Genomic DNA, 12,471 nt, shown 5'->3' on the forward strand with positions numbered 1-12,471 from the left:
GCACCGCTGTCGCCGGGCCCTCGCCGTCGAGCCCCGGGCCTGCGAAGGGAGGATCTGGCGGAGCTGGCCGGGATCTCGGTGGACCACTTGGTCCGGCTCGAACAGGGCCGCGCTGAGCATCCGTCCGCCTCGACGGTCGCGGCCCTGGCACGCGCCCTCCAGCTCGACCAGGCCGAACGAGACCTGCTCTTCCGCGCGGCAGGGCTGCTCCCTCCTGCGGCCAGCCTGATCAACGACCATGTGCCGCCCAGCGTGCACCGCCTCGTGTCCAGGCTCCATGAGCTTCCCCTGGCCGTGTTCACCGCCCACTGGCAACTGGTCATGTGGAACCGGATCTGGATCGCCCTCCACGGCGCCCCCACGGGAACCTCGGACACCCAACGGAACCTGGCCCGCGCCGTGTTCCTCGATGGCTTCGATGATGCGCCGTTCCGCGCCGTCCGCCCGGTCGCTGGTCGAACGCAGCTCGACACTGCGCAGGTCGCCGATCTACGCCTGGCAGCGACCACCTATCCGTACGACCCGGAGCTCGCCCGGCTGGTGAGCGACCTGCGCGCGGGAAGCGAACACTTCGAGCGGCTCTGGTCGACCGGCGCAGCCGCTCAGCACACGAGCGACACGAAGGCGATCGATCGCCCCACGGTTGGTGAGCTCGTCGTCGACTGCGCCGTCAGGGTCATTCCGGGAGCCGATCTGCGCGTGGTCACCTACTCCGCGGCGAGCAGTTCCCCCGACGCCGGCAAGCTCGAGCTTCTGCGGGCGACGGACACGGTCCCGACGACCAACGCCGCGGCCACGAACGCCTGAGTGGTACCCGCAGTCCTCGGGACGACGAGAGTTCTGGTCGGCGCTCCCAGCACGGCCAAGACTGGACCCATGAACGACACAGTCGCTCCACTCATCACCCGTTCCGACACGACGGTCCCGGTGACCGTATTCGCCCGTACGACGGCCACGCCCCGCAAGGCGTTCGACGTCATCGCCCCCATCGATCTCACCACGGTCTTCCACCCGGTGTTCCCCTTCCCGGGTGTCACCGAGGTCTGGAACCAGACACAGTCGTGGGACCACGCCGGCCCGTCGCGGAACCCCACCTTCGGTGACGGCTCCCAGGCCACGGAGCGCCTCACCGAGTACGTTGCCGGACATGGCTTCGCCTACGAGCTGACCGAGTTCACCAATGTCCTCGGCAGTCTCGCCGCGGGAGTCCGCGGCGAGTGGTCGTTCTTTCCCGACGGCGACGGCACCTCGATCCGCTGGACCTATGAGTTCAAGCCGCTACGCGGACGTCGGCTCATTCTCGCCGGCCCGTTCCGACCCCTGTGGCGCCGCTACATGCAACGAGCGCTCGACCGGATGGTCGACGTCGTCGAAGCCGCCTGACCGCTGCGCGAACGTGACCTGGTGCTGGTGGACCCGTCGGGCAGCGACGTCGGCGCGGCCACGATCCGCGCAATCGAGCCCGGCTGAGCCGGACGAGGCGGCCCGCAGCCGTAGTGCGGACGAACGCCCCGGAACCGGCCCTACGTCACACGTTGAAGCCCAGCATCCGCAGCTGTTCCTTGCCCTCGTCCGTGATCTTCTCCGGGCCCCACGGCGGCATCCACACCCAGTTGATGCGGTGGCCGGTCACGATGCCCTCCAGGGCCTGCGCGGACTGGTCCTCGATGACGTCGGTGAGCGGGCAGGCCGCGGACGTGAGCGTCATGTCGATGGTCGCGAAGCTGTTCTGGTCGATCTGCACGCCGTAGACGAGGCCCAGGTCGACGACGTTGATCCCCAGCTCGGGGTCGATCACGTCGCGCAGCGCCTCCTCGACGTCGGCGACGTTCGCGGGCGAACCCGCCACGGCAGCGGGCGCCGGCGCCTCAGGGGCCTGCTGTTCGACGTCGGTCGTGGTTCCCTCGGTCATGTCTGTCACCTCAGTGGTTGGTGGCTCAGTGGTTGGTGGCCGTGGCCGACGCGCCGCTGCGCACCAGCGAGTCCTTGAGCGCCGCCCAGCCGAGCAGCGCGCACTTGATCCGGGCGGGGTACTTCGACACCCCGGTGAAGGCGGTGGCGTCGCCGAGGTCGTCCTCGGCGGCGTCGTCGTCGAGCCCCTTGCCGCGCGAGCTCATGAGGTCGTGGAAGAGCGCGTCCAGGCGCGCGACCTCGTCCAAGGGCTGGTTGCTGACCAGGTCGGTCATCACGGACACGGAGGCCTGCGAGATCGAGCAGCCCTGTCCCTCCCAGGACACGCCGGCCACCCGCGCGGGCGCGCCGTCGGCCGCGGGCACGACGTCGACCCGCAGGGTCACCTCGTCGCCGCACGTCGGGTTCACCTGGTGCGACTCCCCGTGCAGGTGACCGCCGTCGACCGCGACGAGCCCCCGCCCCACGGGATGCTTCGCGTGATCGAGGATCACCTGCTGGTACATCTGCTCGAGCGAGCTCACGCCTGCCCCTTCCGAAGTTCTCTCGTCCAACCTAGGCCGGTGTCATTCCGCTCCGAAGAACGCCCGGACCCCCGCCAACGCTTCCCGGAACGCCTTGACCTCGTCGAGCGTCGTGTACACCGACGCCGACGCGCGTGCCGTGGCGGCGATCCCGAACCGGCGGTGCAGCGGCTGTGCGCAGTGGTGCCCCACGCGCACGGCGATGCCGGCGTCGTCGAGCACCTGCCCGACGTCGTGCGCATGCACGCCGTCCACCACGAACGACACGGCCGCGACCCGGTCCGGCAGCCCCGCCTCGGGGGCCGCCTCCTCGCCGAGCGTCCCGACCGACGCGGGCCCGATGACCCGCACGCCCGGGATCTCCGCGATCCTCAGCAGCTCCGCGGCCAGCTCGGCCTCGTGCGCGGCGACCGCCTCCATGCCCAGCTCGCGCAGGTAGTCCGCGGCGGCCCCGAAGCCGACGGCCTGCGCGACCATCTGCGTGCCCGCCTCGAACTTCAGCGGCGGCGGGGCGAACGTCGTCGCCTCCATGGTGACGACCTCCACCATGGACCCGCCGGTCGTCACCGGGGGCAGGGCCTCCAGCAGCTCGCGCCGCCCGTACAGGGCGCCCACGCCGGTGGGCCCGAGCGTCTTGTGCGCGGAGAACACCGCGAAGTCGACGCCCAGCGCGTGGAGGTCGACCGGCCGGTGCGGCACGGACTGGCAGGCGTCCAGCACGGTCAGCGCGCCCACCGCGCGCGCGGCCGCGGCGATCCGCGCCACCGGCGCCACGGCGCCGGTCACGTTGGAGACGTGCGCGAACGCCACCACCTTCGTGCGCTCGTTGATCAGCGCGGCGTCGCCACGACCGCCGTCGGCCCCCTCGAGCCCCGCCAGGTCGAGCCGCCCGTCGTCCCCCACCGGGATCCAGCGCAGCGTCGCCCCCGTCCGGGCCGCGAGCTCCTGCCACGGCACGAGGTTGGAGTGGTGCTCGGCCTCGGTCACGAGGATCTCGTCACCCGGCCCGATCCGGAACCGCTCGGCCGCCGCGGGGCCGCCGCGTCCGAGCGTCGCGTTCTGGATGCCCGTGGCCACGAGGTTGATCCCCATCGTGGCACCGGGCGTCCACACGATCTCGCCGACGTCGGTCCCCACCAGGGCCGCGACCTGCTGCCGCGCGTGCTCGAACGCCTCGGTGGCCTCCTCCGCGAGCGCGTGCGCGCCGCGGTGCACGGCGGCGTTGCGCTGCTCGTAGAAGTCGACCTCGGTGTCCAGCACCACCTGCGGTTTCTGTGACGTCGCCGCAGAGTCGAGGTAGATGAGACGTTTGCCGTCGCGCACCGTGCGCCCGAGCAGCGGGAAGTCCGCCCGGACGGCGACCAGTTCGGCGGGCGTGAAGGTCCGGCCGGTTCGCCCGGCCCCTACGTCGGTGGTGGTCATCATCTCTCCTCGACGGCGCGTGGCGTCAGACGGCGGCGGGGGCCGCCGTGCCGACGTACTTGTCGTAGCCCTCGTCCTCCAGGCGCTCCGCCAGCTCGGGGCCGCCCTCCTCGGCGATGCGGCCGTCGACGAAGACGTGCACGAAGTCGGGCTTGATGTAGCGCAGGATGCGCGTGTAGTGCGTGATCAGCAGCACGCCGACGTCCGTGTTCTCCTTGGCGCGGTTCACGCCCTCGGACACGACGCGCAGCGCATCGACGTCGAGGCCGGAGTCGGTCTCGTCGAGGATCGCGATCTGCGGCTTGAAGAGCTCCATCTGCAGGATCTCGTGGCGCTTCTTCTCACCGCCGGAGAAGCCCTCGTTGACGGAGCGCTCGGAGAAGGCGGAGTCGATGCGCAGGTTGCTCATCGCGTCCTTGACCTCCCGGCCCCAGGTGCGCAGCTTGGGTGCCTCGCCGTCGATGGCGGTCTTGGCGGTACGCAGGAAGTTCGCCACGGACACGCCGGGCACCTCGACGGGGTACTGCATGGCGAGGAACAGGCCGGCGCGGGCGCGCTCGTCGACGGTCATCGCCAGGACGTCCTCGCCGTCCAGGGTGACGGTGCCGGAGGTCACCTGGTACTTCGGGTGGCCCGCGAGCGCGGAGGCGAGGGTGGACTTGCCGGAGCCGTTGGGGCCCATGATGGCGTGGGTCTGGCCGGACTCGATGGTCAGGTCGACGCCGCGCAGGATCGGCTTGGGGCCTTCCTTGGTCTCGACGCTGACGTGCAGGTCGCGGATCTCGAGGGTGGACATGCGTTCTCTCCAGGTTCTTGCGGAAGCTTCGTGTGATGGACGACGGCGGTCGTGGTGGCGCCGTTCTCGGCGTGCGGCCGGGCCGTGCCGCCGGGTGGTTCAGGAACTGCCGGCGGGTGGTCCGTCGATGTCGACGAGCACCTTGTCCCCCTCGACGTTCACGGGGTAGACGGGCACGGGGCGGATCGCGGGGAGCTGGACGGGCTGGCCGGTGCGCACGTCGAACTGCGAACCGTGCAGCCAGCACTCGACCAGGCAGCCCTCGACCTCGCCGTCGGACAGGGACACCTGCCCGTGGGAGCAGATGTCGCTGATGGCGTGGTAGTCGCCGTCGGCGTCGCGGACGACGGCGACCGGGACGGGCGCCCCGTCGACGCCGTCCAGCTCGACGAGCATGGCCTCCTCGGGGGCCAGGTCGTCGGTGAGGCACGCGGTCTGGAAGGTCACCGGCCGGTCACTCCGCTTCGTCGGCGCCGCCGGCCGGCGTGGCCACGCCGGTGATGACGCTCATGGACTTCTCCAGCTCGGCCTCGATGGACGCGATGAGGCGCTCCTCGACGGACTCGACGCCGATCTCCTGGATGAGCTCGGCGAAGAAGCCGCGCACCACCAGGCGGCGGGCGTCCGTCTCCGGGATGCCGCGGGCCATGAGGTAGAAGAGCTGCTCGTCGTCGAACCGGCCGGTCGCGGACGCGTGGCCCGCGCCGTCGATCTCGCCGGTCTCGATCTCGAGGTTCGGCACGGAGTCCGCCCGCGCGCCGTCGGTGAGGACGAGGTTGCGGTTGAGCTCGTACGTGTCGGTGCCCTCGGCGTCGGCCTGGATGAGGACGTCGCCGACCCAGACGGTGTGCGCGCCGGAGCCCTGCAGGGCGCCCTTGTAGGTGACGCGCGACTTGCAGCGCGGGACCGCGTGGTCCACGAAGAGGCGGTGCTCCTGGTGCTGGTCGGCGTCGGCGAAGTACAGCCCGACCATCTCGACCTCGCCGCCCTCGGCGGTGAACTCGGCGTCCGGGGTGATGCGCACGACGTCGCCGCCGAACGTGACCACGACGTGCTTGAGCTTGGCGTCGCGGCCGAGCCGGGCCCGGTGGCTGGAGGTGTGCACGGCGCCGTCGGCCCAGTCCTGCACGGAGACGACGGTGAGCTGCGCGCCGTCGGCCACGTCGATCTCGACGGTCTGGTTGAGCGTGGCGACGCCGGCGTGGTCGATGACGACGACGGCCTCGGCGTGGCGCTCGGCCCTGACCAGCACGTGGGCGGCGGACGGCGTGGCGGCGCCGGCCTGCTCGCCGTCGAACCGCACGGAGGTGACGTCGGAAGCGACGGCCTCGGCGGGCACGGTCACGACCGTGGCCTGCTGGAACGCGTTCCAGGCGGTGACGCCGGTGCGGTCGCCGGGCTTGCCCGCCCGGCCGAGGCGGGCGTCGTCGCGCCCGACGGTCTCGACCTTCACCTCGGGGGCGGCGTCGACGGTCACCCGCACGCCGGAACCGTCCGCGCCCGCGGTCCCCAGACCGCCGTCGAACAGCGGCTGGATCCGCGCGACCGGGGAGAAGCGCCACTCCTCCTCGCGCCCGGTGGGCACGGGGATGTCATCCAGGGAGAACGAGGTGAGGCGCTCGGCGCGCGAGCCCTGGGGCTTGGCGCCGACGCCGTGGGTATGGGCGCCGTCGGCCACGGCGCGCGAGTGGTCCGTGGTCAGATCAGTGGTAGTGGTCATGTCAGCCGACGGAACCTTCCATCTGGAGCTCGATGAGGCGGTTGAGCTCGAGCGCGTACTCCATGGGCAGCTCGCGCGCGATGGGCTCGACGAACCCGCGCACGATCATCGCCATGGCCTCGGTCTCGTCCAGGCCTCGGGACATCAGGTAGAACAGCTGGTCCTCGCTCACGCGGGACACGGTGGCCTCGTGGCCCATGGACACGTCGTCCTCGCGCACGTCCACGTACGGGTACGTGTCGCTGCGGGAGATCTGGTCCACGAGCAGGGCGTCGCAGAGCACGTTGGACGCGCTGGCGCTCGCGCCCTCCAGCACCTGCACGAGGCCGCGGTAGGACGTACGGCCGCCGCCGCGCGCCACCGACTTGGACACGATGGAGCTCGAGGTGTGCGGCGCGGCGTGCACCATCTTCGCGCCGGCGTCCTGGTGCTGCCCCTCACCGGCGAAGGCGATGGACAGCGTCTCGCCGCGGGCGTGCTCGCCCAGCAGGTAGATCGCCGGGTACTTCATGGTGACCTTGGAGCCGATGTTGCCGTCGACCCACTCCATGGTGGCGCCCTCGGCGGCCGTGGCGCGCTTGGTGACCAGGTTGTACACGTTGTTCGACCAGTTCTGGATCGTCGTGTAGCGCACGCGCGCGTTCTTCTTCACGACGATCTCGACGACGGCCGAGTGCAGCGAGTCGGACTGGTAGATCGGCGCGGTGCAGCCCTCGACGTAGTGCACGTAGGAGCCCTCGTCCGCGATGATCAGCGTCCGCTCGAACTGGCCCATGTTCTCCGTGTTGATGCGGAAGTAGGCCTGCAGCGGGATCTCGACGTGCACGCCCGGCGGCACGTAGACGAACGAGCCGCCCGACCACACGGCCGAGTTCAGCGCGGAGAACTTGTTGTCACCGGCGGGGATGACGGTGCCGAAGTACTCCTGGAACAGCTCCGGGTACTCCCGCAGGCCCGTGTCGGTGTCGACGAAGATGACGCCCTGCTTCTCCAGGTCCTCGCGGATCTGGTGGTACACGACCTCGGACTCGTACTGCGCGGCGACGCCCGCCACCAGGCGCTGCTTCTCCGCCTCCGGGATGCCGAGCTTGTCGTACGTCTGCTTGATGTCGTCGGGCAGGTCCTCCCACGAGGTGGCCTGCTTCTCCGTGGACCGCACGAAGTACTTGATCGAGTCGAAGTCGATGCCCGACAGGTCTGAGCCCCAGGACGGCATCGGCTTCTTGTCGAACAGGCGCAGGGCCTTCAGGCGCTGCTTGGTCATCCACTCCGGCTCGTTCTTCAGCGCCGAGATGTTGCGGACGACGTCCTCGTTCAGGCCGCGCTGAGCGGCCTGGCCGGCCTCGTCGCTGTCGCGCCAGCCGTACTCGTAGCCACCGATCGAGGCAATGATCTCCTCGTCGGTGCGCTGCTCCTGCGTCGGTGCACTCATCGTGATCCTTCGGTGGTGGGGATTGCGGGCAGGGGGATGTTCGTGGTGCAGGCGTGGGCTCCGCCCGCGATGGTCGCCAGGCGTTGCACGTGCGTCCCGAGCAGCTCGGTGAACGCCCGCGCCTCCGCCTCGCAGAGTTCGGTGTGCTCCTCCGCCAGGTGCTGCACGGGGCAGTGCCCCTGGCAGAGCTGGACGGCGGGGACGACGCCGACGGGCGCCGCCGCTCCGCCGGGTGTGGGCGCGGCGGGGCCGGCCGTGCCGGCGGTGTCCCCGGACAGTGTCCCCGCCGCGGGCACGGGCCGCACGGAGGCGGCGTATCCGTCCTCGCTCAGCAGCGCGGCGAGCCGGGCGGCGCGGGCGGCGACGGCGGACGCCTCGATGGCGGGCGCGGCTGGGCCGGGCGCGGCGGTGTCGGTCGGCGTCGTGCCGGAGGCCGTCGTGCCGGGCATGGCGTCATCAGGCGCAACGGGGTCGGACGCGTCCAGCCGGGGTGCGTACCGGCGCACGACGGCGTCGTACCGCTCGCGGGCGAACGCCCGCACCGCCTCGTCGCCGCCGCGGGCGCGCAGGTGACGCAGCAGGTCGGCCGCGATCTCCTGGTAGCCGCCGGCCAGCTCGGACTGCCCGCCGTGCGTGACGACGTAGTGTCGTGCCGGGCGGCCGCGGCGCGCCGGTCCGGGCTGCCCCTCGTGGATCTCGATCCGGCCCTCCTCCTCCAGGAGGGTCAGGTGGCGGCGCACCGCCGGGGCCGTGAGTCCGAGCGTGGAGGCCAGGTGGGCCGCCGTGACCGGGCCGTCGGAGGCGACGAGCTGCAGCACGCGGCGGCGCGTGGTGCCGTCCGTCTCGTGCGGGTGCGCGGTGGGCGCGGATACCTGCGTGCTCATCTCACCTCCCAGATGGTTCGACGTGGTGGTTCGGTGTAGCGGTCAGACCGGCCGTCATGCCGGGCAACGCTTTAGGGAACATCCTTGTTCCCTAAATCCGACTTGGCAAGGAAGGCGACCCTCAGAACGCTCCGGATCGAGGCGAAGATCACACGCGTCTCGCACCGGCACTCGTGCGAGCCGGCGCACGCCCTAGGATTGCCCGGGTGACCGTCTCCCCGCCCGCGCCCGGTGGCCCCGCCGCCGTCGAGGTGCGCGGGCTCGTCAAGCGGTACGGAGGACGGCCCGTCGTCGAACACCTCGACCTGACCGCCCACGCGGGCGCCGTCACCGCCGTGCTCGGCCCCAACGGGGCCGGCAAGACCACCACCGTCGAATGCTGCGAGGGCCTGCGCACCCCCGACGGCGGCACCGTGCGCGTCCTCGGCCTCGACCCGGCCGCCGACGCCGCCGCCCTGCGCCCCCGCGTCGGAGTGATGCTGCAGGACGGCGGCCTCCCCTCCGGAGCCCGCGCCGGCGAGGTGCTGCGCCACGTCGCCGCCATGTACGCCCGCCCGCGCGACGTCGGCGAGCTGTCCGAACGCCTCGGCATCGGCGGCTTCGCCCGCACCACCGTGCGCCGCCTGTCCGGCGGCCAGCGCCAGCGCCTCGCCCTCGCGTGCGCCCTGGCCGGGCGCGGACAGGTGGTGTTCCTCGACGAACCCAGCGCCGGCATGGACCCGCAGTCCCGCCGCGCCGTGTGGGACCTGATCCACGAGCTGCGCACGGACGGCGTCGCCGTCGTCCTCACCACCCACCTCATGGACGAGGCCGCCGACCTCGCCGACCACGTCCACATCGTCGACCACGGCCGCGTCATCGCCGCCGGCACCGTCCCCGAACTGCTCGCCCACGACGGCCCGCACGGGACGACGACGGCCGCCCGCGTCCGCATCGAGGCCCGGCCCGGCCTCGACGCGGCCGCCCTGGCAAAGGCACTCGACGAGGCGACCGGACCCGCCTGGCACGTCTCCGAGACCGAACCCGGGGTGTACGTCGCCGACGGGCCCGTCGACCCGGCGGCGCTCGCCGCCGTCACCGCGTGGCTGGCCGACGCCGGAACGCTCGCCCGGACCATCACCACCGGCGGCCGCACCCTGGAGGACGTGTTCCTCGACCTGACGGGGAGACACCTGCGATGAACGACGCCGCCCGCTCGACCCGACCCACGGAGCCGTACTCCGGGCCGTCGGGGCGACCCGCGCGGACGGCGGGCGCCTCCGCCGCCGCGCCCTCCACCGCCACGACTCCGGCCGCCGCACCGCCCGCGCGGCGCGTCCTCACGCAGGCCGCGTTCGAGGCCCGGACCCTGCTGCGCAACGGCGAGCAGCTGCTCGTGTCGCTGATCCTGCCCGTGCTCGTCCTCGTCGGGATGGCCACGGCGCCGTTCCTCGGCATCGCCACCGGCGGGGCGAGCCGCATCGACTTCGCCACGCCCGGCGTACTGGCCCTGGCCGTCGTGTCGAGCGCGTTCACGTCGCAGGCCATCGCCACCGCCTTCGACCGCCGCAACGGCGTGCTGCGCATGCTCGCCACCACCCCGCTCGGGCGCAGCGGCCTGCTCGCGGGCAAGGCGCTCGCCGTGCTCGCGGTGCTGGCGGTCCAGGTCGCGGTGCTGAGCGCCGTCGCGGCCGGTCTCGGCTGGACGCCCGAGCCCGCGGGACTCGCCCCGGCCGGACTCGCCCTGCTGCTCGGCACCGCGTGCTTCACCGCGCTGGCGATGCTGCTGGCCGGGACCGTGCGCGCCGAGGGGGTGCTGGCCGTGGCGAACCTCGTGTGGATCCTGCTCGTGGTGGGCGGCGGGCTCGTGGTGCCGCCCGACCGGCTCGGACCGCTCGGCCCGCTCGCGGCGGTGCTGCCGTCCGGAGCGCTCGGCGAGGCGGTACGCGGCGCGCTGCTCGACGGCGCGCTGCCCGGCGGACCACTGCTGATCCTGGCCGCCTGGACCGCGGGGGCGGCGCTCGCCGCAGCCCGCTGGTTCCGCTGGAGCTGACCGCCCCGCACGAGGCTGCCGCGCATCGCCCGAGAGCCCTTGCCGGAATGCTCGTGGCGGCCGGCGAACCTCATGCCTGGCCGGGACCCGCGCCGACCTACTTGCGAGGCCGACCTACTTGCGAGCAGGGCCGAAGTTCATCCGCGCGAGCATCAGCATGAAGACCGCAAAGCCGAGCAGAGCCGGGATCGGGACCCACACCCAGCCGAACGTGAACCCGACGACGAGGATCGCCCCGCCGGTCAGGGCCCACAGGGCGACGGTGTAGATACCGAACCGGGCGGCGGTGGCCGGGTCCTCGTCGAACCGGCTACCGGCCTCGGCGTGGCGCCTGCCCTGTTCCAGCGCCCAGGGCTTGGTGCGGTTGGTCGAGGTGGCCGCCAGGTAGGCGAGCAGCACGACGCCTGCCACGAGGGCGAGGCCGTCCAGGGCATACCAGGCGTACGGCGCCGCGACGAACAGATGAGCGATCGCGAGCAGGGCACCCAGCAGCACGAGTGCCCAGCCGAGTCCGAACAGGGCGGCGCGGCCGGCGGGCATCGGGTAGTTGGTGGTCGTCTCCTGGGCGAGCGACGCGCCGACGAGCCAGCCAAGCGCGCCGGCAGCGACCACCGCGAACACCGCCGGCAGCCAGCCCTCGGCGTCCGCACGCGCGGCGCCGATCGCCGCGAGCACGGTGCCCACCAGCGCACCTGCCAGCACGATCGACATCAGCACGGTCACGGCGACGTATCCGGGCCGGGGGCGGACGCGGTGCCGCGCCGCCAGGGACGACGCCGGCTCCGAGCGCGGGTGGTGGCCGTCGCCACCGGGGCGGCCGGCGGGCGCGCCGGAGCCGAATCCCCCGGAGGGGTGAGTGCCGCTACCGGGTACTCCGGAGGCGTGCGTGCCACCCGGATCGTCGGAGCGCCGTACACCGGAGTCCGGACCGCCGGAGGGGTGCGTGCCGGTGACAAGGCGGTCGGGGGCGCGTTCGTCGCCGAGGACGACCGAGGCCTCCGGCACCGCGTCCGGGAACTCCCCCCGGACGATCGCGCCGACATCGCCAAGCTCGTCGACCGCGTGGCGGGCGGCGTCGGCCGAGGAGGTACCGCCCGCCTCCAGCTCGGCGACGCGATCGACCAGGTTGCTACGGATCTCCTCCTTCAGGTCCTGCACGTCGGGGCTCATCGCGATGCCCGCGAACGCTTCGTCGAGGAGGCGGTGGATCGCGACGTTCTCGCCACTCATCGGTGGTTTCCCTTCGTCCGGTCGCCCTCGGTGCCGAGGAGCGAGTCGATGATCCGGCGCGTGGCGACCCACGCCCGGACGTTGTTCCGGTACACGGCGCGGCCCGCGTCGGTGATCCGGTAGTACTTGCGCCGCCCGCCCTGCGACTCGTCGCCCCAGTACGCCTCGATCAGCCCGTCCTTCACGAGCCGCCGGTAGGCCGCGTAGAGCGTGGCCTCCTTGATCTCGTAGCCGCCGCCGGTCGCGTCGCGGATCGCTTTGTAGATCTCGAAGCCGTAGCGGTCGGCGCCGCGCAGCGCGCCGAGCACGATCGTGTCGGTGTGGCCGCGCAGCAGGTCCGCCGCGAAGGCGTCGTCAGGGGCTTCCGTATTGCTCACGTCGAGTACTGTACATGATCCACTACTGGATCACAACAACCGGCGTCTGCGACACTCGGAGCGACGGGATATTTCACCCCATACGGATGCGGTATGACTCGTTTGTGAAGGGACAATCCATCCGTAAACCTACGTTTTTCCTT

The 12,471-nt window shown here is 72.1% G+C and carries 14 protein-coding genes; 4 read left to right on the forward strand and 10 right to left on the reverse strand.

The window, feature by feature from the left end; translation table 11 throughout:
• Positions 1-6 precede the first annotated feature (6 nt).
• Both IIE03_RS22610 and IIE03_RS22615 read left to right on the forward strand, forming a co-directional pair.
• Entirely contained in the window at positions 7-807 is an 801-nt protein-coding gene (locus IIE03_RS22610) for a helix-turn-helix transcriptional regulator (protein ID WP_225998210.1), read from the forward strand.
• A 69-nt stretch (positions 808-876) separates the two neighbouring features.
• Positions 877-1,383: an SRPBCC family protein gene (locus IIE03_RS22615; protein WP_192865015.1), complete on the forward strand. Its 507-nt coding sequence runs from the start codon at positions 877-879 to the stop codon at positions 1,381-1,383.
• 145 nt (positions 1,384-1,528) lie between these two features.
• Here IIE03_RS22615 and IIE03_RS22620 read toward each other — a convergent pair whose 3' ends face one another.
• From IIE03_RS22620 to IIE03_RS22655, 8 genes are all read right to left on the reverse strand, one after another.
• Entirely contained in the window at positions 1,529-1,912 is a 384-nt protein-coding gene (locus IIE03_RS22620; protein ID WP_192865016.1) for a metal-sulfur cluster assembly factor, read from the reverse strand.
• 25 nt (positions 1,913-1,937) lie between these two features.
• On the reverse strand, positions 1,938-2,435 hold the full coding sequence (gene sufU / locus IIE03_RS22625) for a Fe-S cluster assembly sulfur transfer protein SufU (RefSeq protein WP_318843129.1): 498 nt from the start codon (positions 2,433-2,435) through the stop codon (positions 1,938-1,940).
• A 42-nt stretch (positions 2,436-2,477) separates the two neighbouring features.
• Positions 2,478-3,860 carry a SufS family cysteine desulfurase gene (locus IIE03_RS22630; RefSeq protein WP_408632862.1) on the reverse strand — a complete coding sequence of 461 codons (1,383 nt, stop codon included), beginning with the start codon at positions 3,858-3,860 and terminating at the stop codon, positions 2,478-2,480.
• Between the two features lie 22 nt (positions 3,861-3,882).
• The gene (gene sufC, locus IIE03_RS22635; RefSeq protein ID WP_192865018.1) at positions 3,883-4,653 is read right to left on the reverse strand and encodes a Fe-S cluster assembly ATPase SufC; all 771 of its coding nucleotides are present in this window, start codon (positions 4,651-4,653) and stop codon (positions 3,883-3,885) included.
• 99 nt (positions 4,654-4,752) lie between these two features.
• Positions 4,753-5,100, reverse strand: coding sequence for a non-heme iron oxygenase ferredoxin subunit (locus IIE03_RS22640; protein ID WP_192865019.1), 348 nt, complete (start codon positions 5,098-5,100; stop codon positions 4,753-4,755).
• 7 nt (positions 5,101-5,107) lie between these two features.
• Positions 5,108-6,373, reverse strand: coding sequence for a Fe-S cluster assembly protein SufD (sufD, locus tag IIE03_RS22645; RefSeq protein ID WP_192865020.1), 1,266 nt, complete (start codon positions 6,371-6,373; stop codon positions 5,108-5,110).
• A 1-nt stretch (position 6,374) separates the two neighbouring features.
• On the reverse strand, positions 6,375-7,805 hold the full coding sequence (gene sufB / locus IIE03_RS22650; protein ID WP_192865021.1) for a Fe-S cluster assembly protein SufB: 1,431 nt from the start codon (positions 7,803-7,805) through the stop codon (positions 6,375-6,377).
• A complete protein-coding gene (locus tag IIE03_RS22655) occupies positions 7,802-8,689 on the reverse strand; it encodes a helix-turn-helix transcriptional regulator (RefSeq protein WP_192865022.1) in 888 nt (295 codons plus the stop codon). Before IIE03_RS22655 ends, sufB begins: the two co-directional genes overlap by 4 nt.
• 206 nt (positions 8,690-8,895) lie before the next feature.
• Between IIE03_RS22655 and IIE03_RS22660 the strand changes: the two genes are divergently transcribed.
• The gene (locus IIE03_RS22660; protein WP_192865023.1) at positions 8,896-9,870 is read left to right on the forward strand and encodes an ABC transporter ATP-binding protein; all 975 of its coding nucleotides are present in this window, start codon (positions 8,896-8,898) and stop codon (positions 9,868-9,870) included.
• Positions 9,867-10,721 carry an ABC transporter permease gene (locus IIE03_RS22665; RefSeq protein ID WP_192865024.1) on the forward strand — a complete coding sequence of 285 codons (855 nt, stop codon included), beginning with the start codon at positions 9,867-9,869 and terminating at the stop codon, positions 10,719-10,721. Before IIE03_RS22660 ends, IIE03_RS22665 begins: the two co-directional genes overlap by 4 nt.
• A 114-nt stretch (positions 10,722-10,835) precedes the next feature.
• Here IIE03_RS22665 and IIE03_RS22670 read toward each other — a convergent pair whose 3' ends face one another.
• Together IIE03_RS22670 and IIE03_RS22675 are read right to left on the reverse strand one after the other, a co-directional pair.
• Positions 10,836-11,951 (reverse strand): permease prefix domain 1-containing protein, encoded by a 1,116-nt coding sequence (locus IIE03_RS22670; protein ID WP_192865025.1) that lies wholly within the window; start codon positions 11,949-11,951, stop codon positions 10,836-10,838.
• Positions 11,948-12,328: a PadR family transcriptional regulator gene (locus IIE03_RS22675; RefSeq protein ID WP_192865026.1), complete on the reverse strand. Its 381-nt coding sequence runs from the start codon at positions 12,326-12,328 to the stop codon at positions 11,948-11,950. Before IIE03_RS22675 ends, IIE03_RS22670 begins: the two co-directional genes overlap by 4 nt.
• Positions 12,329-12,471: the final 143 nt, after the last annotated feature.

The organism is Myceligenerans pegani, assembly GCF_014892515.1.
In the GTDB taxonomy this organism is placed as follows: Bacteria; Actinomycetota; Actinomycetes; order Actinomycetales; family Cellulomonadaceae; genus Myceligenerans; species Myceligenerans pegani.

Excerpts from the sequence above, each read along its gene's own strand:
- sufD (WP_192865020.1), bottom strand. The coding sequence starts at position 6,373 with ATGACCACTACCACTGATCTGACCACGGACCACTCGCGCGCCGTGGCC.
- IIE03_RS22655 (WP_192865022.1), bottom strand. The coding sequence starts at position 8,689 with ATGAGCACGCAGGTATCCGCGCCCACCGCGCACCCGCACGAGACGGAC.
- sufB (WP_192865021.1), bottom strand. The coding sequence starts at position 7,805 with ATGAGTGCACCGACGCAGGAGCAGCGCACCGACGAGGAGATCATTGCC.
- IIE03_RS22665 (WP_192865024.1), top strand. The coding sequence starts at position 9,867 with ATGAACGACGCCGCCCGCTCGACCCGACCCACGGAGCCGTACTCCGGG.
- IIE03_RS22670 (WP_192865025.1), bottom strand. The coding sequence starts at position 11,951 with ATGAGTGGCGAGAACGTCGCGATCCACCGCCTCCTCGACGAAGCGTTC.
- IIE03_RS22620 (WP_192865016.1), bottom strand. The coding sequence starts at position 1,912 with ATGACCGAGGGAACCACGACCGACGTCGAACAGCAGGCCCCTGAGGCG.
- sufC (WP_192865018.1), bottom strand. The coding sequence starts at position 4,653 with ATGTCCACCCTCGAGATCCGCGACCTGCACGTCAGCGTCGAGACCAAG.
- IIE03_RS22615 (WP_192865015.1), top strand. The coding sequence starts at position 877 with ATGAACGACACAGTCGCTCCACTCATCACCCGTTCCGACACGACGGTC.
- IIE03_RS22630 (WP_408632862.1), bottom strand. The coding sequence starts at position 3,860 with ATGATGACCACCACCGACGTAGGGGCCGGGCGAACCGGCCGGACCTTC.